This window comes from Sphingomonas sp. HT-1 (assembly GCF_048568905.1).
Classification (GTDB): domain Bacteria; phylum Pseudomonadota; class Alphaproteobacteria; order Sphingomonadales; family Sphingomonadaceae; genus Sphingomonas.
Genome location: NZ_CP183770.1, coordinates 911,778 through 932,734 on the forward strand (window position 1 = coordinate 911,778; position 20,957 = coordinate 932,734).

20 protein-coding genes and 1 tRNA gene are annotated in these 20,957 nt (G+C 63.5%); 15 read left to right on the forward strand and 6 right to left on the reverse strand.

The genetic code is table 11. The features are described 5' to 3' along the window. Positions 1-141: 141 nt before the first annotated feature. Positions 142-894 (reverse strand): nucleoside triphosphate pyrophosphohydrolase, encoded by a 753-nt coding sequence (gene mazG, locus ACNFJ7_RS04310; protein WP_019370537.1) that lies wholly within the window; start codon positions 892-894, stop codon positions 142-144. 74 nt (positions 895-968) lie between these two features. Further along, on the reverse strand, positions 969-2,300 hold the full coding sequence (locus ACNFJ7_RS04315) for an MFS transporter (protein ID WP_019370536.1): 1,332 nt from the start codon (positions 2,298-2,300) through the stop codon (positions 969-971). Positions 2,301-2,452: 152 nt separating this feature from the next. Between ACNFJ7_RS04315 and cyoA the strand changes: the two genes are divergently transcribed. From cyoA to ACNFJ7_RS04350, 7 genes are read left to right on the forward strand one after another with little or no spacing between them, the layout of a single operon-like run. Then, on the forward strand, positions 2,453-3,565 hold the full coding sequence (gene cyoA / locus ACNFJ7_RS04320; RefSeq protein WP_019370535.1) for a ubiquinol oxidase subunit II: 1,113 nt from the start codon (positions 2,453-2,455) through the stop codon (positions 3,563-3,565). Positions 3,566-3,573: 8 nt separating this feature from the next. Further along, positions 3,574-5,574 (forward strand): cytochrome o ubiquinol oxidase subunit I, encoded by a 2,001-nt coding sequence (gene cyoB, locus ACNFJ7_RS04325; protein WP_026009312.1) that lies wholly within the window; start codon positions 3,574-3,576, stop codon positions 5,572-5,574. A gap of 4 nt (positions 5,575-5,578) precedes the next feature. Beyond that, positions 5,579-6,205 carry a cytochrome o ubiquinol oxidase subunit III gene (gene cyoC, locus ACNFJ7_RS04330; RefSeq protein WP_026009311.1) on the forward strand — a complete coding sequence of 209 codons (627 nt, stop codon included), beginning with the start codon at positions 5,579-5,581 and terminating at the stop codon, positions 6,203-6,205. Continuing rightward, positions 6,202-6,579: a cytochrome o ubiquinol oxidase subunit IV gene (cyoD, locus tag ACNFJ7_RS04335; RefSeq protein WP_019370532.1), complete on the forward strand. Its 378-nt coding sequence runs from the start codon at positions 6,202-6,204 to the stop codon at positions 6,577-6,579. Before cyoC ends, cyoD begins: the two co-directional genes overlap by 4 nt. Beyond that, positions 6,576-7,268: an SURF1 family protein gene (locus ACNFJ7_RS04340; protein ID WP_019370531.1), complete on the forward strand. Its 693-nt coding sequence runs from the start codon at positions 6,576-6,578 to the stop codon at positions 7,266-7,268. The genes cyoD and ACNFJ7_RS04340 overlap by 4 nt, the downstream gene beginning before the upstream one ends. Continuing rightward, complete coding sequence (locus ACNFJ7_RS04345; RefSeq protein ID WP_019370530.1) at positions 7,265-8,542, forward strand: ATP-binding protein; 1,278 nt, start codon at positions 7,265-7,267, stop codon at positions 8,540-8,542. The genes ACNFJ7_RS04340 and ACNFJ7_RS04345 overlap by 4 nt, the downstream gene beginning before the upstream one ends. Next, a complete protein-coding gene (locus tag ACNFJ7_RS04350; protein WP_019370529.1) occupies positions 8,539-9,066 on the forward strand; it encodes a response regulator transcription factor in 528 nt (175 codons plus the stop codon). Before ACNFJ7_RS04345 ends, ACNFJ7_RS04350 begins: the two co-directional genes overlap by 4 nt. 50 nt (positions 9,067-9,116) lie before the next feature. Here the strand turns inward: ACNFJ7_RS04350 and ACNFJ7_RS04355 are convergent, their stop codons facing one another. After that, positions 9,117-9,380 carry an EAL domain-containing protein gene (locus ACNFJ7_RS04355; protein ID WP_058805499.1) on the reverse strand — a complete coding sequence of 88 codons (264 nt, stop codon included), beginning with the start codon at positions 9,378-9,380 and terminating at the stop codon, positions 9,117-9,119. Between the two features lie 114 nt (positions 9,381-9,494). Between ACNFJ7_RS04355 and tnpA the strand changes: the two genes are divergently transcribed. The 3 genes from tnpA to tnpC all read left to right on the forward strand — a co-directional run bounded on the left by tnpA (position 9,495) and on the right by tnpC (position 12,023). Further along, complete coding sequence (tnpA, locus tag ACNFJ7_RS04360) at positions 9,495-9,959, forward strand: IS66-like element accessory protein TnpA (protein WP_026008935.1); 465 nt, start codon at positions 9,495-9,497, stop codon at positions 9,957-9,959. Further along, the gene (tnpB, locus tag ACNFJ7_RS04365) at positions 9,956-10,309 is read left to right on the forward strand and encodes an IS66 family insertion sequence element accessory protein TnpB (protein ID WP_019368398.1); all 354 of its coding nucleotides are present in this window, start codon (positions 9,956-9,958) and stop codon (positions 10,307-10,309) included. The genes tnpA and tnpB overlap by 4 nt, the downstream gene beginning before the upstream one ends. 64 nt (positions 10,310-10,373) lie before the next feature. Then, a complete protein-coding gene (gene tnpC, locus ACNFJ7_RS04370; protein ID WP_019368397.1) occupies positions 10,374-12,023 on the forward strand; it encodes an IS66 family transposase in 1,650 nt (549 codons plus the stop codon). A gap of 659 nt (positions 12,024-12,682) precedes the next feature. Here the strand turns inward: tnpC and ACNFJ7_RS04375 are convergent. The 3 genes from ACNFJ7_RS04375 to ACNFJ7_RS04385 all read right to left on the reverse strand — a co-directional run bounded on the left by ACNFJ7_RS04375 (position 12,683) and on the right by ACNFJ7_RS04385 (position 15,005). Further along, on the reverse strand, positions 12,683-13,117 hold the full coding sequence (locus tag ACNFJ7_RS04375) for a hypothetical protein (RefSeq protein WP_152997958.1): 435 nt from the start codon (positions 13,115-13,117) through the stop codon (positions 12,683-12,685). A 65-nt stretch (positions 13,118-13,182) separates the two neighbouring features. Next, entirely contained in the window at positions 13,183-14,943 is a 1,761-nt protein-coding gene (locus ACNFJ7_RS04380) for an EAL domain-containing protein (protein ID WP_152997794.1), read from the reverse strand. Further along, a tRNA-Ser gene (locus ACNFJ7_RS04385) sits at positions 14,916-15,005 on the reverse strand. Before ACNFJ7_RS04385 ends, ACNFJ7_RS04380 begins: the two co-directional genes overlap by 28 nt. Before the next feature lie 182 nt (positions 15,006-15,187). Between ACNFJ7_RS04385 and ACNFJ7_RS04390 the strand changes: the two genes are divergently transcribed. The 5 genes from ACNFJ7_RS04390 (at position 15,188) to ACNFJ7_RS04410 (ending at position 20,942) form a co-directional block, all read left to right on the forward strand. Further along, on the forward strand, positions 15,188-16,225 hold the full coding sequence (locus ACNFJ7_RS04390) for a lytic murein transglycosylase (protein ID WP_019369368.1): 1,038 nt from the start codon (positions 15,188-15,190) through the stop codon (positions 16,223-16,225). Between the two features lie 222 nt (positions 16,226-16,447). Beyond that, positions 16,448-17,614 carry a D-alanyl-D-alanine carboxypeptidase family protein gene (locus ACNFJ7_RS04395; protein WP_019369369.1) on the forward strand — a complete coding sequence of 389 codons (1,167 nt, stop codon included), beginning with the start codon at positions 16,448-16,450 and terminating at the stop codon, positions 17,612-17,614. 5 nt (positions 17,615-17,619) lie between these two features. Beyond that, a complete protein-coding gene (locus ACNFJ7_RS04400) occupies positions 17,620-18,606 on the forward strand; it encodes a DNA-directed DNA polymerase (RefSeq protein ID WP_019369370.1) in 987 nt (328 codons plus the stop codon). A gap of 54 nt (positions 18,607-18,660) precedes the next feature. Further along, a complete protein-coding gene (gene metG / locus ACNFJ7_RS04405) occupies positions 18,661-20,166 on the forward strand; it encodes a methionine--tRNA ligase (RefSeq protein ID WP_019369371.1) in 1,506 nt (501 codons plus the stop codon). Further along, positions 20,163-20,942, forward strand: a complete 780-nt coding sequence (locus ACNFJ7_RS04410) for a TatD family hydrolase (RefSeq protein WP_019369372.1) — start codon at positions 20,163-20,165, stop codon at positions 20,940-20,942. Before metG ends, ACNFJ7_RS04410 begins: the two co-directional genes overlap by 4 nt. Positions 20,943-20,957: the final 15 nt, after the last annotated feature.

Sequence of the window (20,957 nt, forward strand, 5' to 3'; positions counted from 1 at the left end):
GGACTCCTTCACCGGCATGCATTCTGAATCAGAAATCGCGTTCCTTGGGAATCCCTCACCGATTCAGTGCGGTCAAAATCCGCTCTAGACGCGAATGGGTCCCGGCTTTCGCCGGGATGACGCGCAGCAGTTGATGCTCGCTCAACCCCGCTTCACCGCCTGCCACAGCGCTTCCTTGCCCTCCAGGTCGAGTCCCACAAACGCCTCGCCGGCACGTTCCTCCATCGCCTTGAAGCGCCGCTCGAACTTGCCATTCGCCGCCCGCAGTGCCGCCTCTGGCTCGATGCCCAGCTTGCGGGCGAAGTTCACAACCGCGAACAGCAGGTCGCCCACCTCCTCGGCACGGTGGGCCTCGTTCTCGGCCATCTCGACCTCGTCCAGTTCCTCCAGGATCTTCGCCCGCGCGCCGCTGGCATCCGGCCAGTCGAACCCGGTGCGTGCCGCGCGCTTCTGGAGCTTCTCGGCGCGGAGCAGCGCGGGGAGGCCGATCGCCACGCCGTCGAGCGCGCTCGATGCGCCCTTCGCGCCGCGCTCCTCAGCCTTGATGACTTCCCACAGATGGTGCCCGCCCTCAGCGACGTCGCCGAAGATATGCGGGTGGCGGCGCTCCATCTTGTCGCTGATCGAGGTCACCACATCGGCCAGCGCGAACTGCCCGGCTTCCTCGGCGATGCGGGCGTGGAACACGACTTGGAGCAGCAGGTCGCCCAGTTCGTCCTTGAGGTCGGCGATGTCGCCGCGCTCGATCGCATCTGCAACTTCATAGGCTTCTTCGATGGTGTAAGGGGCAATCGTTGCAAATGTCTGCGCCACGTCCCATTCGCAGCCGCGTTCGGAATCTCGGAGACGCTCCATGATGGCGACCAGACGATCGATACCGGTGGGGGATGTCATGAAAAGCCTCCTGAGCGCGGGTGCGATCAGGAGGCCATGAAGGTCCGATGCGGCTTAGGCAAGCCAGACTGGGATCAGTCGAGGCGACGCCCCAGTTCCTTGTTGTAGTATAGTGCTACGAGTGTTCCGACCGCGCCCGACAGCAGGTACAGCCCGGCCGCCATCACGCCCCAATTGCTGGCCAGCAGCAGCGCGCCCAGCGGCGCGAAACCTGCCCCGAACAGCCAGGCAAGGTCCGACGTCAGGGCAGCACCGGTGTACCGGGCACGCTTCGGGAAGTTGCTCGCGACAGCGCCGGAAGACTGGCCGAACGCCAGGCCGAGCAGGATGAAGCCGAGTACCATGAAGATAGTCTCGCCCGCGCCGCCCTGTTCGAGCAGCTGGGGCGCGAAGCCCGAATAGGCGGCGATCGCAGCAGCCGTATAGGCAAGCAGCGAACGACGTCCGATCTTATCGGCCAAGAGGCCGGAGATCACGATAGCGACCACGAAACAGGCAGCACCGCCCACTTCGATCCACAAGAATCGCGTGAGATTTTCCGTCGTGTAAAGCGCGACCCAAGAGAGGGGGAAGACCGTGACCATGTGGAAGAGGGCGAAGCTCGCGAGAGGAGCGAACGCGCCGATGATGATGTTGCGCCACTGCGCCTTGATCGTCGCGGTGACGCGAGACGGAGTGAGCTCACGACTTTCGAAAAGCTTCACATATTCCGGCGCCACGACCATGCGCAGCCGTGCGAACAGCGCCACCACGTTAAGCGCGAACGCCACGAAGAATGGATAGCGCCAGCCCCAGCTCATGAAATCGGCAGAGTCGAGTGCGCCCAAGAAGTAGGCGAACAGGCCGCTTGCCACGATCAAGCCGAGGGGGGCGCCAAGCTGTGGCACCATCGCGTACCAGCCACGGCGATCGGCCGGTGCATTGAGCGCCAGGAGCGAGGCGAGGCCATCCCATGCACCGCCTAGTGCGATGCCCTGCAACACGCGCAAGGCGGCCAGCATCACCGCCGACCACATGCCGATCTGCGCATAACCCGGCAGGAATGCCATGGTCACCGTGGCTGTCCCCAAAAGGAACAGCGCGATCGTCAGCTTGGCACCGCGCCCATGGCGACGGTCCACGCGCATGAAGATCTGCGTGCCGATTGGGCGGGCGATGAACGCGAGCGGGAATAGCGCGAACGACCAGAGCGTGCCGGTCACGCGATCGAGATAGGGGAAAACCAGCGCCGGGAACACCAGCACCGAAGCGATCGCGTAGACGAAGAAGTCGAAGAATTCGGACGTTCGTCCTATGATCACGCCGATCGCGATATCGCCTGGGCGGAGGTGATCGTCACCCTTGGAGGTGTTGATCAGGCGGGCGTCACGTTCGATCTGAGTCGAACCAATCTGAGCATTGGCCATAGGATATTTCTACTGCAAAGCCTTTGGGAAAGCACCTAGGGAATGTCGCGGGTTGCAGCCATGGGACAAATTGTCCTATTTCGCACCTGCACAACAATCCCTAACTCGCGGCCGCTATGTTTCGATCCATGCCCCTTTTCCGTCGCGCAGCGATGCGTCCGATGGCTCTGATCGCTACGCTTTCCGCTCCGCTGATCCTCGGCGGATGCGACCTCGTGGTGATGAATCCATCCGGTGACGTCGCCCGCCAGCAGGCCGACCTGATTCTCTGGTCGACCTTCCTGATGCTTCTGATCATCGTGCCTGTAATGGCGCTCACGGTGCTGTTCGCGTTCAAATATCGCGCCAGCAATCGCGATGCCGAGTACGAGCCGGATTGGGACCATTCGACCCGTATCGAACTGGTGATCTGGTCGGCGCCGCTGCTGATCATCATTGCGTTGGGCGCGTTGACCTGGCTGGCGACGCACAAGCTGGATCCATACCGGCCGCTGGACCGCATCGCTCCGGGAAAACCGATTGCCGCGGATGAGAAGCCGCTGGAGATCCAGGTCGTCTCGCTCGACTGGAAGTGGCTGTTCATCTACCCCGAACAGGGCGTTGCCACCGTCAACGAACTGGTACTTCCCGCCGATCGGCAGGTGCGGTTCCGCATGACCTCGTCGACCGTCATGAACACCTTCTACGTGCCGGCAATGGCGGGCATGGTCTACACGATGCCGGGCATGGAGACGAAGCTCCACGCGGTTATGAACAAGGTCGGCACGTTCGAAGGCATCAGCGCCAACTACAGCGGCGCAGGTTTCTCCGACATGCGTTTCCCGACCATCACGACCGATCAGGCCGGTTTCGATCAATGGGTGCAGCAGGCAAAGGGAGCGTCGGCACGCTTGGACAGCGCCCGCTATCTCGAGCTGGAGAAGCCAAGCGAGAAGGTGCCTGCAATGCGCTTCGGCGCAGTGGATGCCGGCCTGTTCGACCGCGTCGTTCAGATGTGCGTCCAGCCGGGCAGCACCTGCAGCTCGCACATGATGCACCATGGTGCGGGTGCCCATCACGTGGCGCCTCCGGTAAACAATAAGCCTGGCGAAGGCGCTGACGGCGCGTTGATGAAGTCGCCGGACGAAATGAAGACGAGTCCGCACCTCACGCATCCGCATGGCGATCCTTCCGGTCGCCGCGAACCGGGCTCGGATTCGAACCGCAACATGACCCGCCTCGACGCGCCGGCCACTTCCGGCCGCGCGGTGGCGGGCAAGGCTTGAGCACTGCCATGTCTGAAACTTTGACCAAGATGATCTTCGGTCGGCTTTCCCTCGAAAGCCTCCCGTTGCATGAGCCGATCGTGGTGGCGACCTTTTGTGGCGTCGCGCTCGGCGGTGTCGCGCTTGTCGGCGCGCTGACCTATTTCCGCCTGTGGGGCTATCTCTGGAAGGAGTGGTTCACCACCGTCGATCACAAGCGCATCGGCATCATGTACATGATCCTGGGCCTGGTGATGCTGCTGCGTGGCTTTGCCGATGCGATCATGATGCGTGCCCAGCAGGCTATGGCGTTCGGAGCCAACGAAGGCTATTTGAACGCACACCACTACGACCAGATCTTTACCGCGCACGGCGTGATCATGATCTTCTTCGTGGCGATGCCTTTCGTCACCGGGCTCATGAATTTCGTGGTGCCTCTGCAGATCGGCGCGCGCGACGTCAGCTTCCCGTTCCTCAACAATTTCAGCTTCTGGATGACGGCTGCCGGCGCCGCGCTGGTGATGGCCAGCCTGTTCGTGGGCGAGTTCGCGCGCACCGGATGGCTGGCGATGGCGCCTCTATCAGGGCTCGACTATTCGCCCGATGTCGGCGTCGACTATTACGTCTGGGCCCTGCAGATAGCCGGCGTCGGCACATTGCTATCCGGCGTCAACCTGATCGCAACGATCGTGAAGATGCGCGCGCCTGGCATGGGCCTGATGAAGATGCCAATCTTCACCTGGACCGCGCTTGCTACCAACATCCTGATCGTCGCTGCCTTCCCGGTGCTGACCGCGGTGTTGGCGATGCTCAGCCTCGACCGCTATGTCGGCACGCACTTCTTCACGAACAACGCCGGCGGCAATCCGATGATGTACGTGAACATGATCTGGATCTGGGGTCACCCGGAGGTCTATATCCTGATCCTGCCCGCGTTCGGCATCTTCTCGGAAGTCACCTCTACCTTTTCCGGCAAGCGCCTGTTCGGCTATACTTCGATGGTATACGCCGTTCTGGTCATCACCATCCTGTCGTACCTGGTCTGGCTCCATCACTTCTTCACGATGGGTTCCGGCGCGAGCGTGAACAGCTTCTTCGGCATCACCACAATGATCATCTCGATCCCGACGGGTGCGAAGATCTTCAACTGGCTGTTCACCATGTACAAGGGCCGCATCCGTTTCGAGCTGCCGATGATGTGGACCGTTGCCTTCATGCTGACCTTCGTGATCGGCGGCATGACCGGCGTTCTGCTGGCAGTCCCGCCTGCGGACTTCGTGCTGCACAACTCGCTGTTCTTGGTGGCGCACTTCCACAACGTGATCATCGGGGGCGTGCTGTTCGGCCTGTTTGCCGGCATCAACTACTGGTGGCCAAAGGCGTTCGGCTTCAAGCTGGACAAGAAGTGGGGCCTGGTGTCGTTCTGGTGCTGGGTCGTAGGCTTCTGGGTGGCGTTCATGCCGCTCTACGTTCTGGGTTTGATGGGCGTCACTCGTCGCCTGCGCCACTTCGAGGATCCGAGCCTGCAGATCTGGTTCGTGGTAGCCGCAATAGGCGCTGCGATCATCGCAGTCGGCATTGCCGCCTTCCTGCTCCAGATCTTCGTCAGCATCCGCAACCGTGCGGCTCTGGCCGACGAGACTGGGGATCCTTGGGACGGGCGCACGCTGGAATGGGCGACCTCGTCGCCGCCGCCGGCCTACAACTTCGCGTTCACGCCGGTGATCCACGATCTGGACTCTTGGTACGACATGAAGGCGCGGAAGGCCGTCCGTCCGGTTACCGGCTTCCTGCCGATCCATATGCCGAAGAACACCGGTGCCGGCATCATCCTGGCAGGCTTCTCGTTGGTCTGCGGCTTCGCGATGATCTGGTATATCTGGTGGCTCGCGGCGGCTTCGTTCCTCGGCCTGATCGTCACGGCGATCGTCCACACTTTCAACTATGATCGCGACTTCTACATCTCTGCGGAAGACGTGACCGAAACCGAGAATGCGCGCACCCAGGTGCTGGCGCGGCTGGGAGCATGAGGCGATGAGCCCCACCACCGTACAATCGGGCGACGCGCCCGTCTTCTACCAGACCGAAGAGCATCACCACGAAGAAGGCGGCAGCACGCTGCTCGGCTTCTGGATGTACCTGATGAGCGACTGTCTCATCTTCGCGATGCTCTTCGCGGCCTGGGGCGTATACGGCAGCAGCTATGCCGGCGGGCCGACCCCGCAGGAACTGTTCAAGCTCCCGCTGGTGGCGGTGAACACGGCGATGCTCCTGTTCTCGTCGATCACCTACGGCTTCGCGATGATCGCGGTGCAGGAGAAGCGCCAGGGTGCGATGCAGGCATGGCTTGCGTTGACAGCGGTTTTCGGTGCTGCCTTTCTCGCGATAGAGCTTTATGAGTTCTCCGAGCTGATCCATGAGGGCGCGGGGCCGCAGCGTTCCGCGTTCCTCTCGTCCTTCTTCACCTTGGTCGGCACGCACGGCCTGCATGTCACCTTCGGTCTCATCTGGCTGTTCACTCTGATGGTCCAGGTTGCGCGGAAGGGGCTTGTCCCCGCCAACGTTCGTCGCCTCCAGTGCCTTTCGTTGTTCTGGCACTTCCTCGACGTGATCTGGATCGGTGTGTTCACCTTCGTCTATCTTCTTGGAGTGCTGCGATGAGCGCGGATACCCATGGCCACGCAGGCCATCACCATGACGATCATGGCGCCCCGCATTCGACCCGCGGCGGCTATATCACCGGCTTCCTGCTTTCGGTTGTCCTGACGGCGATACCTTTCGCGATCGTGATGGGCGGCTGGATCGCCGATACCCGTCTCGCAGTCGGCATCTGTGCGGCGCTGGCCGTGGCACAGATCCTGGTCCACATGGTCTACTTCCTGCACATGAACAGCAAGTCGGAGCAGGGGTGGACGATGATGGCGCTGATCTTCACCGTCATCATTGTGGTGATCGCGCTGACCGGTTCGTTGTGGGTGATGTACCACATGAACCTCAACATGATGCCAGGAATGGGTTCGGGTTCAGGCATGTGATCCGGCGCCGCCGACGCTCGCTGCTGGCAATCGCGCTGCTTCCGCTCATAGCCCTATTGCTAGGGCTGGGCATCTGGCAGATCGAGCGGCGGGCTTGGAAGCTGGCGTTGATCGAGCGCGTGGAACGGGGACTGGCGGCGGCGCCGGTCCCTGCGCCGGGCCCGGCCGATTGGCCGGGCATCGGCACGGACGCCACTTACCGGCGCGTTCGCGTTTCCGGCCAGTATCTCTCCTGCCGCACGCATCTTTCCCAAGCCGTGACCGAGCTCGGGCCCGGAAAGTGGGTGATGACTCCCCTGCGGAGCGATCGCGGCTTCGTCGTTTTCGTCAATCGCGGTTTTCTGCCCGAGGGGAAACATCTCCCCCCGTGCGGACAAGACCTGCAGTCGGTGATCGCGGTGACCGGGCTGCTCAGGCTGAACGAGCCGGGCGGAGGATTTCTCCGCAAGAACGATCCCGCAGCCAGCCGCTGGTATTCGCGTGACGTGCAGGCGATGGGTGCAGGTCTCAAGCCGCTCGCGCCCTATTTCATCGACGCAGATCGCGCAGGTCCGGGGTGGCCCCGCGGTGGCATGACCATCGTGCGGTTCAGCAACAGCCATCTCGTCTATGCGCTGACCTGGTTCAGCCTGGCCGCGCTGACCGCGTGGTTCGCCTGGTGGGCCTGGCGGGGCGGGGCGGACGCATGAGAGCATCGGCGCCGGAAGACGCGGCGCGGCGCAACCTTCTGCTTCTTGTCCAGCTCCGCTGGCTGGCAGTGGTGGGGCAACTGACCACCATCCTCGGTGTCCATATCGTCTTTGGCGTGCGGCTGCCGCTGGTTCCAATGCTGGCGACGATCGGCGTGCTCGTCGTGTTGAACTTGGCCATGTTCCCGGCACGGGCGTTGCGGCCAGCCAGCAACACGCAGGTGCTGGCCGGTCTGCTGGTAGACGTCGCCTGCCTGACAGGTCTGCTCTATCTGAGCGGTGGCGCCACCAACCCGTTCATCTCGCTGTACCTGCTGCAAGTCGTGCTGGGCGCAGTGCTGCTTGAGACCTGGTCCAGTTGGGCGCTGGTGCTGCTCACTAGTACCTGTTTCGCGGTGCTGGCGGTGGTGCACCGCCCGCTGCCGCTGCCGCCGGCGCTCGCCAGCAGCCTGTCCGGCCCTTTCGTGTTCGCACTCTGGTTCAACTACACGCTAACAGCGACTCTGGTCGTGCAGTTTGTGACGCGCATCGCCCGCAATCTGCGCGATCGCGACGCGCGCTTGGCCGAACTGCGCCAGCGCGCCGCGGAGGAGGACCATATCGTTCGGATGGGGCTGCTTGCGAGCGGGGCTGCGCACGAATTGGGCACACCGCTGGCATCGCTTTCGGTTGCACTCGGCGACTGGCGCGCGGACGCAAAGATCCGACGCGACCCGCAACTGAGCGTGGAAGTGGCGGACATGCAGGCGGAAGTTGCGCGATGCAAGGCAATCGTCGCCGGTATCCTCTTCGCCGCTGGCGAGGTGAGCGGGGAAGCTCCCGAGCGCACTACGCTGCGTCGGTTCGTGACCGGGCTGATCGAAAGCTGGTCCCGCAACGATAGCGTCACGTTGGACTATCGCCTTTCAAGCGATCTGCCAATTGTTGCTGATCGTGCGCTGGGGCAGGCAATCGTCAACTTGCTTGACAACGCGATCGAGGCGGGGGCGTCGCGAATCTACCTGTCGGTCAGCGCGGTAGAGGACACGCTGATGCTGTTGGTGCGCGACAATGGCGGTGGCTTCTCGGACGCGATCCTGCCCCGGATCGGCCAGCCCTATACCAGCAGCAAGCGGCAACAAGGCGCGGGACTTGGTCTGTTCCTCGCGCATAACGTGTTGCGCACGCTGGGCGGATCTATCGAGGCGCGGAATCTGGAAGGGGCTGGTGCCGAAGTGGTATTCCGCGTACCGGTGCGTGCCCTCGCACTCGAAGAACCAGGCACAGGCGGATGACCGACCACAGGCTGCTGATTGTCGAGGACGATGCGGTCTTCGCGCGTACGCTGGCCCGTTCGTTCGAGCGTCGCGACTATCGGGTGGAAGTACTGAACGGCCCCGAAGACGTGGAGGCAGCGGCCCTGCGGTTGAGGCCCGATCGCGCCGTCGTCGACCTGCGATTAGGGGGGAGTTCCGGGCTGGCCTGCGTGAAGCAGTTGCATGCGCTCGACCCGACGACGCGGATCGTGGTTCTTACCGGCTTCGCCAGCATCGGCACGGCGGTGGAAGCGATCAAGCTGGGCGCGACCAACTATCTGATGAAGCCGGCCAACACCGACGACATCGAAGCCGCGTTCGAGCGCGTGGAAGGCGATGCCGAAACCGAACTGAAGGCGCGGCCGACCTCGATCAAGACGCTGGAATGGGAGCATATCCACCAGACATTGGCTGATACCAACTACAATGTTTCCGAAGCGGCCCGGCGCCTAGGCCTGCATCGGCGGACGCTCGCGCGCAAACTGGACAAGAAACACCTCTAAGGAGGCGCTGGGCCGGAAGCGGCCAATAGAATGAAGCTGCTCGGCCCCCGTCAGTGCAGGATCGGCGGATCGGAGGCGATACCCATTCTCTTTTGCGGCAGGGCAACCACATTGGGCGAGTGCAGCATCCGCGTCGCTCGCTCGAAGTCGACCGCCGGGGAAAAGAGATGGCCCTGGCCACAGGCGCAGCCGATGTTCCGCAGCCGCTCGGCCTGAAGTTCGGTCTCCACGCCCTCTGCGATCACCTTGATGTCGAGCTCGTGCGCGATGTGCAGCACGCCTTCGACGATCGCCCTACTGGCGCTGCTCTGCATCAACTGGTCGGTAAAGGTAAGCGTCCGACCTGACCCGTATTGCGTGGCAACTTCTGCTGGGCGAGGCGAGTAGCGCTCAGGAGTGTCCTTTCGCACTCCGAAAGGAGAGTGCGGATGGGTCGTATGGATGTCATCACCCATGTGGAGCGTCGCCGGCGCTATTCAGACGCTGAGCGGGCCGCTGTGCTGGCGCAATGCGATGCCCCGGGGGCCACCATCGTGGGCGTTGCTCGGCAGCTCGGGATGTCGCCCAGTCTGATCCATGGCTGGCGCAAGCGGCAGCGCGACATGGCGCTTCTGGCTGGGGAGCCGCTCCAATTTGTCCCGTATGGCGAACTGGCGAGCGGCTCCGATGCCGAGCCCGCCGTGGCTCTTCGGGGCGCCGAGGTGGCTGCGCCATTCCGTGCCGCGGCGCGCGAGAAAGGGCCGACGCAGGAAGAACTGATACGGCCAAGCCCCGGTTTGCGACCTGGCGGCATCGACATCGAATTGCCCGGCGGGGTGCGTCTGTCGGTCGACACCTATGTCAACGAGAAAGCGCTGGCCCGCGTGCTGCGGGTACTGCGGGAAACGGCATGATCTCGCTCCCACCCGGCACCAAGGTGTACCTGGCAAGCAAGCCGGTGAGCATGCGGCTCGGCTTCGATGGCCTGGCGGCACTTGTGCGGCCGCTGTTCGACCAGGAGCCCTATGGCGGGCACGTCTTCCTCTTCCGCAGCCGGAAAGGCAGCTATCTCAAGGCGCTCTATTGGGACGGCACCGGTCTCTGCCTGTTCTCCAAGCGGCTTGAGCGTCATCGCTTTGTCTGGCCGCCGCTGGTGAATGGCGGCGTTATCCTGAGCCCAGCGCAGTTCGCCCTGCTGATCGAGGCGATGGACTGGCGTCGCACGGTGGCGCCGGAGGCGCCTCGATTGCCCGTTCAGATGTAGCGGAAAGCTGCAGAAATCCGCGCATTTTGCTTGGGCGCGAGTCGCTGTTCTGGTATGAAAAGCCATGTCTTCCGATGCGCTGGACATCCCCGACAATCCTGATGCGGTGAAGGCGCTTTTGGCGGCGATGCAGGCCAAGCTCGCAGCCTCCGAGCAGGCGCTGACAGCAGAGCGATCTGCGCATCAGGAAACTCGGCAGCAGCTCGGCGCAGCCGAAAATGCCATCAAGATCACGACGCTGCAGATCGAGAAGCTGAAGGTCCAGCTTGCCCGTTTGCGGCGGATGAAGTTCGGCCAGTCCTCGGAGCGGCTGTTGCTGCTGGCGGATCAGCTGGAGCTTTCGCTGGAGGATCTGGAGGCCGCGCAGGCGCATGCCACCTGCGTGGTCACCGGCGGGACGGCGGAAGAGCCTGCCTCAGAAAGCATCCAGCCGCGCCGTCAGGCGCTCCCTGCGCATCTTCGCCGCGAAGAGGTGCTGCACCCGGCACCGGCAGCGAACGGTTGCACCAGCTGCGGCGGCGCAATGGCCCGGTTGGGCGAAGATGTGACCGAGGTGCTGGAATATGTTCCGGGACGCTTCCACGTCGTGCGTCACGTTCGGCCGAAGCTGGCATGCAAGCGCTGCGATGCGATCAGTCAGGCGCCAGCACCGGGGCTACCCGTTCCCCGCGGCCGCGCCGGACCAGGCTTGCTGGCGCATGTGGTGGTGTCGAAATTCGCGGACCATTTGCCGCTCTACCGCCAATCGCAGATCTTCGCGCGGGAGGGCGTTGAGATCAGCCGATCGACGCTGGCGGACTGGATGGGCCAGGTCAGCTGGCTGCTTCAGCCGCTGGTCGACGGCATCGCCGAGCATGTGATGGCCAGCCCCAAGCTGCACGCCGACGACACGCCGGTTCCGGTACTGTCGCCGGGTAGCGGGAAGACGGCGACGGGCAGGCTATGGGTGTACTTGCGCGACAATCGACGATGGCGTCTCAGTGACAAGCCGGCGGCGCTCTACCGCTATAGCCCTGACCGTAAGGGAGAACGGCCGCGCGAACACCTCAAGACCTTTGCGGGCTTCCTGCAGGCAGATGCCTATGCCGGCTTCGAGAAGCTCTACGCGGCCGATCGGCAGCCGGGGCTGATCACGCCGGTCGCCTGTTGGGCCCATGTGCGCCGCAAGCTGCGCGACGTGCTCGATGCTGATGCCCGCTCCATCGCCCTGGAGGGACTGGTGCTGATTGGCGATCTATACGAGGTCGAGCGGCGGATCACCCGAGATCCGCATGACGATCGCCGCAAAGCGCGCAAATTCTCGAAGCTGAAGGCGCTCGGCTTTTTCCAGTGGGCAGACGGTGTGCTCGCCCAGGTTTCGGCGCGGTCTCCGCTGGCGGAGGCGCTCCGCTATGCGGTTCGCCTCAAGCCGGCGCTCCTCACCTACACGGACGATGGTCGGCTCGAGATCGACAACAACCTGGCGGAGAACGCCTTGCGCGGCATCGCCGTGGGTCGCAAGAACTGGCTCTTTGCCGGTGCCGACTGCGGTGGCGAGCGGGCAGCAGCGATCTACAGCCTGCTTGAGACGGCGAAGCTGAACGGCATCAACCCACAGGCCTGGCTCGCCGACGTCCTCGATCGAATTGGCCGAGGTCACCCCATCAACCGTACGGACGAGCTGCTGCCCTGGAATTGGGTCGACCCAGAAGCCGCTTCGTCCGAAAGTGCGTAAAAAGCGGACCGGCAGCTCGCGCCCAATGGCGGACATTTGTGGTCGCCTGCTTGAAAGGCCATTTAGCTTCTGCAGGGCACCATGTTCAAAAGAACGTCGTCGTGATCACCAACCGCCACCTTCATGGAGGGGAGGTGACGCGGCTTCGCTTCGATAAGAACTAAGCGGTAGCTTTCCACTGGCGAAAGGGTGCCTGCGCCTCGCCTCTCGAACGCAAATCCTGGTTGAACCATGTAGCCGTTCTTACTTCTCTCAGTAAGGACGATTCGGTGAAATGCATTGCCCCCTCCGATCACAACCTGCTTCTCACCCAATACTACCACTGGGGTTCCTGCACCTTTGTAGCATCCAAAGGGAGACGGAACAGGTGGGGTATGATAGAAGCGAGTTATTATAAAGAGGATGGCCCCGACTGTGAGAACTGCGAAAAGGGCAATGCGTTGAAACGGGTTCACGTCTTTGCTGTCGGCGGTCCAACTCATGCCCAGGATGTGCCCCAAATCTTGCTGGGCCACCAGTAGGGGCTGAGGCAGGAGCGACCGCTTCCCTCCCACGTTCGGCCGTTCGTTCGATCGGTCGCGCCGAGAGCCGCCATTCCAGTGGATTGAGGAAGATTCCTCCAGCGAACGACCGAAGGTGGTGGGGAGCGGACATGACGCTCAGGCGCCAGATTTTGCTAGGCTGAACTTCCTTCCTGCAAAAAACTCCGCGAAGAGTGTTTGAACCTGCTCTGTGCTGAGCGACCGCTCCGGATAGGGCGACATAATGCTTCGTTTGATGCGCTTCCAAATGGAACCAGCAGCACGGCTCTCCTTCACCTTCCGGTCGCTGTAATCGGTCGACAATTCGGCCGTGAACGATGCAAGACTGAAGTAGCTGCCTTTGCGAGTTCTGACCGCCCAGAGATCACCGTGCCGGACAGCTTCGATATAGTGTTTTGGCCCTCGCTCGAGCTTGGCGGATTGTCCTGATGACAGATCAGGCAATCCTTTTAAAGCTGCGTGAAGATCACTCCCTCGCTCGACCATAAATTTTTGATCGAGCGGGAGAGAAAGCGTTGCCGGTTGGACTTCAGCTTCAAGAGCGACGGTCATAGCCGGAACATGTCACGTAGGGCCTAACGTCCGCAAGTGGGCGGGAACGGACATGCCGCTTTCCCTCAGACGGCCTTGGTCGGACGCTTACCGGTAAAGGCTTTGTCGATCTTCAGAAAATCAACGGGCATGGTAAGCAAATGGGTTAGCGAGGCATAGCCGGTGCCGAAATCGTCGAGCGCGACGGCCAGCCCTTGAGACCGGAACCAGCGGAGCGCATCCGCGACCACGGTGTCCCCGCGGCCGAGATACACGGTCTCGGTGATCTCAAGCGTCAGATGGCGGAGCGGCACACCGTATCGGCTGAACGTCGCCGGGATGATGTCGCGTAGCTTGCCGCCATGGAAATCGCTCGACGAGAAATTCATCCCCACATGCGGCGGGGCAACCCCAAGATCGCACCACTGGCGCAGATCGAGTGTAACGCGTTCCAGCATCCGTTCGGTGATCGCGCCCGCTACCTTGCCGTCGGTCGTCGCCTCGAAAAAGTCAGCGGCGGGAATAATCCTATCACCGTCGCGGATACGACATAGCGCCTCAAACCCCAGAACCTCGCCCGTGTTGAGATCGAATAGCGGCTGGTAATAAGGGATCAGCCGGTCTTCCGCGAGTGCACGTTCGACGAGATTGATGGCTTCCAGGCGCTGCGCCATTCGAGTGGCAATGCCCGGCCAATAGCGCACGAAGCTGCCGCGCGCGGTTTCCTTGGCGTGATACAGCGCCAGATCGGCGTTAATCCGAACCTGTTCCGCCGTATCGCCCTCGGCGATGACGGCACCGCCCGCTGTACCGCGGGGAACGACGTTACGTTCCTCTAATTCAGGCTGGCGGGCCAGGGCGGCGAGCAGACGGCGCGCGGTCCCAGCAAGGTCGGCCAATGCCGCCGGGCTCTGAAGGAGTACTGCGAACTCGTCGCCGCCCAGGCGATAGGTGCGATCCGGCGCAGCCGCCTCCGACAGGCATTTGGCGGCGTGGGTAATCAGCGCATCTCCCGCGACATGGCCAAACGTGTCGTTCACGATCTTCAGATTGTCGAGGTCGACCAGGATCAACCCCCAGCTCCCGGCGTCGCGATCCAGATCGCCGATCGATGCATTGAACGCCGAGCGATTGGGCAGGCCGGTCAAGCCATCCTGTACCGCGCGCCGAACCTGCTTGGCGCGCCAAATATCCTGCTCGATCGCGATTGCGCAGAGATGCAGGCAGACCTGTACCATCCGGCGTTCCAGAGGCGTGGGGCCGCGCGGCACGCGATAGTAGAAGGCGAGGACGCCAACCACTTCCCCGCGGCCGTTCTTGATCGGGCTCGACCAGCAGGCGCGCAGTCCGAGCGGAAGGACGAGATCGAGAAACTTGGCCCAGTTCGGATCGCGTTCGATGTCCGTGCTGACGTGAGGTTCGCCTAGGAACGCGGCGGCGCCGCATGAACCCACCTTCGGCCCGATCATCAAACCGTCGATCGCGTGCAGATAATGCTCGGGCAAACGTGGCGCAGCCACGGGATGCAGCCGCCCTGCGACATCGACGCGCAGGACGGAGCACAAAACCTCGGGCAGCTGCACTTCAACTTCGCGGCACAGCCGGTCCGTTACCGATACGAGATCGGCTCCTTTGGCCACCAGTTCCAAAATGTCGTTTTGAAGCGAGATATCCACTCTATCAGCACCCACAGGACTCCCGCCCGCTACCCTGCAGGGTCCAGGTTTCGCGGTCGATAACGGCGGGCGTCGCGAAACTACGTAAGCGGTGAACGCTGTACCATTTCGGGCGACGAAAGTTGGAACCGCATGCGGAGCTGTGGCGGAAGAGGTGGGATTCGAACCCACGGACGGGTTGCCCCGTCGCTGGTTTTCAAGACCAGTTCCTTAAACCACTCGGACACTCTTCCGTACCGCGCGTCGCAGCAAGGGCGGGCGGCGTGCGATGCGGCCTAGTCGCACTTTGCGTCCGGATCAATCATCTTGCGCAGTTGGGGTGATGGCCATCGGTTGATGCCCTGGGAAAGCTTTTTCGTCGCTTTGCGGCTGGGGCGGGGTTTCTGTGCCAGCGCTGCTGTGCAACAGCGGGGGCATGCCGTTTTCACGTTCGTGTCGCAGCGCCCTGGCAGTCCTTGCGCTTTTCGCCGTTTCGCTGGTCCGCCCGGCGGTCGCCCAGGACGATGCCGGCTTTCAGGCCTATCTGCCGACGCTTTCCGCACAGGCCGCCGCCGCTGGCGTCAGCCAGCGCACTATTGAGGCGGTGTTCCCCACCTTGACCTACAATGCGCGCGTCGTCGAACTCGACCGGCAGCAACCCGAGAGCCGCCCGAACGCGCCTATCCCCGCCTTCGCACCCTATAGCGCGCGGCACGTGGACGCCGATCGCATTAATCGCGGCCGCACCGCGTATCAGCGCGCACGCGCCCGACTGGCCGCCATCGAGCGCGAGACGGGGGTGCCCGAATCGATCATGGTCGCGATCTGGGGACACGAGACCAGCTATGGCCGGGTGATGGGCGGGTTCGACCTGCCGAGGGCGCTGGCGAGCCTCGCCTATGAAGGGCGGCGACGGGCACTGTTCACCGAAGAATTCGTAGCGACGCTGAAGATGATGGATCGCGGCATCCCGCGCGCCAAACTAGTTGGAAGCTGGGCCGGCGCGTTCGGCGGACCGCAATTCCTTCCCAGCGTCTATCTCCGTCTGGCCCGCGACGGCGATGGCGACGGGGTCGCGGATATCTGGAGCAGCGATGCCGACACGTTGGCTTCGATCGGCAATTACTTCGTCAATGCGGGGTGGCGCCCTGGCGTTCCCTGGGGCTTTGCCGTGTCGGTACCGGCGGGGATCAACCGCAGCAGCCTTGCCAACCGGACCACCAGCCCCCGCTGCCCGCGCGTGCACGATCGGCAGAGTGAGTGGAAGACGATGGCCGAGTGGCGCGCCCTGGGCGTGGTGCCGCAATCGCGGACCTGGCCCGCCGACGACGTGCTCGCCACCCTGTTGGAGCCGGACGGGCAGGGCGCCACCGCCTATCTGCTCACCGGCAACTACCGGGTTATTTTGGATTACAATTGTTCGAACTTCTACGCCTTGTCGGTGGGCTTGCTTGCCGATGCCGTGGAGCGTTGAGCGGAGGAAGCCATTTTCTCGCCGCTGCGGCGCGGAGATGCTTGCCCAGACGCCATCGGGGTTCGTAAAGGCAGCAAACGGCGTTTCCACGCCCCGACTGCCGCAATCTCCCTTCAGGGACCGCGGAAGTGGGGCAAAAAGGCGCCGCTCGGGCGGAAATGGGAGATGCGCGCCTGTTCCACGCTCGATATGGGGTAACTTTTCGCGTTCTGGATCGACATCATGAAGAAGCTCGCCGCCATCTCGTTCCTGGCGCTCGCCATCGCCGCTCCCCTGCAAGCCGCCGGGCCCGATTTCCCGACGCCGGCACCGATCGCCTATATGGAGGACATGTCTTCCGGCGCGATCCTGTTTGCGAAGGACGCTGACCGCCGGATCCCACCGGCCTCCATGGCGAAGATGATGACGGTCTATGTTGCGTTCGACCTGATTAAGAAGGGCGAGCTGAAGCTCGACCAGCAAATCGAAGTGCGACCGGAAACCTGGAAGAAATGGCATTCGCAGGGCTCGACGATGTTCCTCGCGGTCGGCGAACGACCCACCGTCGCCGATCTGCTGAAGGGTATCGTCACGCTCTCGGGCAACGATGCGTGCGTCGTGCTGGCCGAAGGCGTGGCGGGAACCGAGGAGGGTTTCGTCAACCTGATGAACGATCGGGCGAAGAAGATCGGCCTCACCAACAGCAATTTCGGCAATTCCAACGGGTGGCCGGATGAGGGCCGCACCTATGTAACGGCGCGGGATCTTGCGCATCTCGCCGCCGCGACGATCCGCGACTTCCCCGAAATGTACAAGCAGTTCTATTCGCTGCCGACGTTCAGCTGGGGTAAGACGCTGGGCGCCGGCGCCGACATCACCCAGGCCAATCGCGATCCGCTGCTCGGCAAGGTGGCGGGCGCCGACGGCCTTAAGACCGGCCACACCGAAGAGGCGGGCTATGGCTTCACCGGATCGGCCGAGCAGAATGGCCGCCGCCTGGTGATGGTGATCGCCGGGCTGGATACCTATAACGGCCGCGCAGCGGAATCGGTGCGCTTCATGAACTGGGGCTTCGCCGCCTGGAAGACCAAGCCGGTCGTCACCAAGGGCCGTGCCGTGGGCGACGTGCTCGTCCAGGGCGGGGATGCGAGCCATGTGGCGGTGATCGCGCCCAACGATCTTAACATCACCCTGCCGGCCGGCCTGACGCCGAAGCTGACGGGCAAGATCGTCTATCAGGGCCCGGTGAAAGCCGGGTTCAAGAAGGGCGATCATATTGCCGACCTGATCGTGGAAGGCGAAGGCATGCCGCAGCAGGTGCTGCCGCTGGTGGCCGCGGAGGATGTTGGCCAGGCCGGCTTCTTCCGCCGCGCCTGGACGGGCTTCCTGTCGCTGTTCGGGATGGCCTGACCCCGTTGGCGCCTACGCTGATCGGCAATCACGCTGCGCACGATGCGCTCGCTGCCGCCATGGCGAGCGGCGCGCTGCATCATGCCTGGCTGATTGCCGGCCCCGAAGGCGTAGGGAAGGGAGGATTCGCGCGGATCGCCGCGGCGCGTATGCTGGCTGAAGCGGCCGAGCCGGATCTGCTCGGCCCCGGCTGGGCCGTGCCGGATTCGACCCGCACGGCCAGCCTAATCGCGGCCGGCAGCCATCCGGACCTGAAGGTCCTGGCCAGGCTGCCCAAGGATGCGGACAAGCCCGATGAAGCGCTTGCCCGATCGATCACCATCGCACAGGTGCGCAGCCTGCAACCGCTGTTCGCGACCAAGCCGTCGCTGGGTTCGCGCCGGGTAGTGGTCATCGACGCGATCGACGATCTAGAGCGCGCCGGTGCCAACGCGCTGCTCAAGAACCTCGAGGAGCCACCGGCGGGAACGATCTTCCTGCTCGTCAGCCATGCGCCGGGACGACTGCTGCCAACGATCCGCTCGCGCTGCCGGCTGCTGCGGTTCGAGCCGCTGAGCGACGCCGAGACGGCGACGGTGCTCCGCCGCGAGGCGCCGGACGCAAGCGAGATCGAGATCGCGGCGCTGGTGGAGGCGGCAGGCGGCTCGCCGGGGCGTGCCCTGCGGTTTGCCGGTCTGGATCTTTCGGCGCTGGAAGCGGATATGGCGCAGCTTGCCGATCGCGGCGACCCCGACAATGCCGTGCGGACAAGACTGGCGCGGCAACTCGGCGCCAAGGCCGCCCAGCCGCGCTACGAAGCCTTTCTTGAGCGCGCGCCGAGCTTCATCGCCGGGCGCGCCCGCCGGATGGAGGGGGAGGCGCTGCGCACCGCGATCGACGCCCATGCAGCAGCGCTGGACTTGGCGGGGGCGGCGCTGGGCCTGTCGCTCGACGCAACTGCCACGGTGTTCGAAATGAGCGGCATCCTGGCTAGGCTCGCACAAGGTCGATAACGGCGCTGAGCGTACAGGTTGCCCGTTGCTGCGCCGCATCCTAAAGCGGCGGGCATGGCTGACCCCTTCTACATCACCACCGCGATCCACTATCCCAACGGCAAGCCGCATATCGGCCACGCCTATGAGATGATCGCTGCCGACGCGATCGCGCGTTTCCAGCGCCAGCAGGGTCGCGACGTTTTCTTCCAGACCGGCACCGACGAGCATGGCCTCAAGATGGTGCAGACCGCCCGCGCCCGCGACATGACGGCGCGCGAGCTCGCCGATGAAATGTCGAACTACTTCCGTGTTATGGCGGATAAACTCGATATTTCGTGCGATCGTTTCATCCGAACCTCCGAGGCCGATCACTATCGCGCCAGCCAGACGATCTGGGAGAAGATGGCGGCCAAGGGCGACCTGTATCTCGATCGCTACGAAGGCTGGTATTCGGTCCGCGACGAGGCCTTCTACGAAGAGAAGGAACTGGTCGAAGGGGAAGGGGGCCAGAAGCTCTCGCCCCAGGGCACGCCGGTGGAGTGGACCAAGGAGGAGACCTGGTTCTTCCGTCTTTCGAAGTACCAGCAGCCGCTGCTCGACTTCTATGCCGCCAACCCCGACTTCATCCGCCCGGAATCGCGCCGCAACGAGGTGCTGCGCTTCGTCGAGGGCGGGCTGGTCGATCTCTCGGTCAGCCGCACCAGCTTCGACTGGGGCGTGCCGGTGCCGGGTTCGCCGGGCCATGTGATGTATGTCTGGGTCGACGCGCTGACCAACTATCTGACCGGCGCCGGCTACCCCGACGATGCCGAGCGGCTGGCACGCTATTGGCCGGCGGACCTGCACCTGATCGGCAAGGACATCGTCCGCTTCCACACCGTCTACTGGCCGGCCTTCCTGATGTCCGCCGACATCGCGCTGCCTCGCCAAGTGTTCGGCCACGGCTTCCTGCTCAACCGCGGCGAGAAGATGTCGAAGTCGGTCGGCAATGTCGTCGATCCGATGGAACTGGCGGAGACCTATGGCGTCGATGCGCTGCGCTATTTCCTCCTGCGCGACGTCAGCTTCGGCCAGGACGGCACGTTCAGCGACGAGGCGATCGTCACCCGCGCCAATGCCGATCTCTCGAACAGCTTCGGTAATCTGGCGCAGCGCACGCTCAGCTTCATCGCGAAGAACTGCGACGGCGCGGTACAGGCCGGCCGCGCCGAGGACGCCGATGCGGTGCTGCTGACTGAGGTCGACACGGCCTGCGCGGCCTTCACGCGCGCGTTCCAGGATCTGGCGCTCAGCCAGGGCGTCGAGGCCTGGATGACGGGCGTGTTCGCCTGCAACCAGTATATCGACGCGCAGGCACCGTGGACGCTCCGCAAGACCGATCCCGAGCGGATGCACGCGGTGCTCGGCACGCTGCTCAAGGCAATCCGTCGCCTCGGTGAAACGATCGAACCGGTGGTGCCGACCTCGGCGGCCAAGCTGCTCGCTCAGCTTGGACCAGAGGGCGATGCGGACTTCAAGATCGCGGCGCCAAGCCCCATCTTTCCGAGGCTTGAACTCCAGGCTTCCGAGGACGCATGAAGCTCGCCGACAGCCATTGCCACCTGATCTACAAGGGTCTCGGCGAGCAGCAGCCCGAGGTGCTGGCGCGCGCCCGCGACGCCGGCGTGGTGGCGATGCTCAACATCTCGACGCGCGAAAATGAATGGGACCAGGTGATCGCCGTCGCCGAGCGCGAGGCCGATGTCTGGGCGAGCGTCGGCATCCACCCGCACGAGGCGGACACGCACCCCCATGTCGACACCGCCAAGCTGGTCGAGCGCGCGCAACACCCGCGCGTCGTCGGCATCGGCGAGAGCGGCCTCGATTATTACTATGATCACAGCGACCGCGATCGCCAGCGGGCGAGCTTCCGCGCGCATCTCGCGGCATCGCGAGAGACCCAGCTGCCGATCATCGTCCATACCCGCGATGCCGAGGCGGACACCGCCGAGATCCTGCGCGAGGAAATGGGGAAGGGGGCCTTTCCCGGCGTGATCCATTGTTTCACCGCCAGCCGTGCCTTTGGCGAGATCGCGTTGGAACTCGGCTTCTACATATCGATTTCGGGTATCGTGACGTTCAAGAACGCCAAGGACCTGCAGGAAACCGCTGCCGCGCTGCCGCTCGACCGGCTGCTGATCGAAACCGACGCGCCGTTCCTGGCGCCGGTGCCGCATCGGGGCAAGACCGGCGAACCCGCCTTTGTGGCCGACACCTGTCGTTTCCTGGCGAAGCTGCGCGGGGAAGATCCAGAGGCGCTGGCAGAGGCCACACGGTTGAATTTCCACACGTTGTTCACGAAAACAAACGGGTGATCCGGCTGGTGGCGC

Excerpts from the sequence above, each read along its gene's own strand:
- ACNFJ7_RS04315 (WP_019370536.1), bottom strand. The coding sequence starts at position 2,300 with ATGGCCAATGCTCAGATTGGTTCGACTCAGATCGAACGTGACGCCCGC.
- metG (WP_019369371.1), top strand. The coding sequence starts at position 18,661 with ATGGCTGACCCCTTCTACATCACCACCGCGATCCACTATCCCAACGGC.
- cyoD (WP_019370532.1), top strand. The coding sequence starts at position 6,202 with ATGAGCGCGGATACCCATGGCCACGCAGGCCATCACCATGACGATCAT.
- ACNFJ7_RS04375 (WP_152997958.1), bottom strand. The coding sequence starts at position 13,117 with ATGACCGTCGCTCTTGAAGCTGAAGTCCAACCGGCAACGCTTTCTCTC.
- cyoB (WP_026009312.1), top strand. The coding sequence starts at position 3,574 with ATGTCTGAAACTTTGACCAAGATGATCTTCGGTCGGCTTTCCCTCGAA.
- tnpA (WP_026008935.1), top strand. The coding sequence starts at position 9,495 with ATGGGTCGTATGGATGTCATCACCCATGTGGAGCGTCGCCGGCGCTAT.
- ACNFJ7_RS04355 (WP_058805499.1), bottom strand. The coding sequence starts at position 9,380 with ATGCAGAGCAGCGCCAGTAGGGCGATCGTCGAAGGCGTGCTGCACATC.
- cyoC (WP_026009311.1), top strand. The coding sequence starts at position 5,579 with ATGAGCCCCACCACCGTACAATCGGGCGACGCGCCCGTCTTCTACCAG.
- ACNFJ7_RS04345 (WP_019370530.1), top strand. The coding sequence starts at position 7,265 with ATGAGAGCATCGGCGCCGGAAGACGCGGCGCGGCGCAACCTTCTGCTT.
- ACNFJ7_RS04390 (WP_019369368.1), top strand. The coding sequence starts at position 15,188 with ATGCCGTTTTCACGTTCGTGTCGCAGCGCCCTGGCAGTCCTTGCGCTT.
- cyoA (WP_019370535.1), top strand. The coding sequence starts at position 2,453 with ATGCGTCCGATGGCTCTGATCGCTACGCTTTCCGCTCCGCTGATCCTC.
- tnpC (WP_019368397.1), top strand. The coding sequence starts at position 10,374 with ATGTCTTCCGATGCGCTGGACATCCCCGACAATCCTGATGCGGTGAAG.
- mazG (WP_019370537.1), bottom strand. The coding sequence starts at position 894 with ATGACATCCCCCACCGGTATCGATCGTCTGGTCGCCATCATGGAGCGT.
- ACNFJ7_RS04410 (WP_019369372.1), top strand. The coding sequence starts at position 20,163 with ATGAAGCTCGCCGACAGCCATTGCCACCTGATCTACAAGGGTCTCGGC.
- ACNFJ7_RS04395 (WP_019369369.1), top strand. The coding sequence starts at position 16,448 with ATGAAGAAGCTCGCCGCCATCTCGTTCCTGGCGCTCGCCATCGCCGCT.
- tnpB (WP_019368398.1), top strand. The coding sequence starts at position 9,956 with ATGATCTCGCTCCCACCCGGCACCAAGGTGTACCTGGCAAGCAAGCCG.
- ACNFJ7_RS04350 (WP_019370529.1), top strand. The coding sequence starts at position 8,539 with ATGACCGACCACAGGCTGCTGATTGTCGAGGACGATGCGGTCTTCGCG.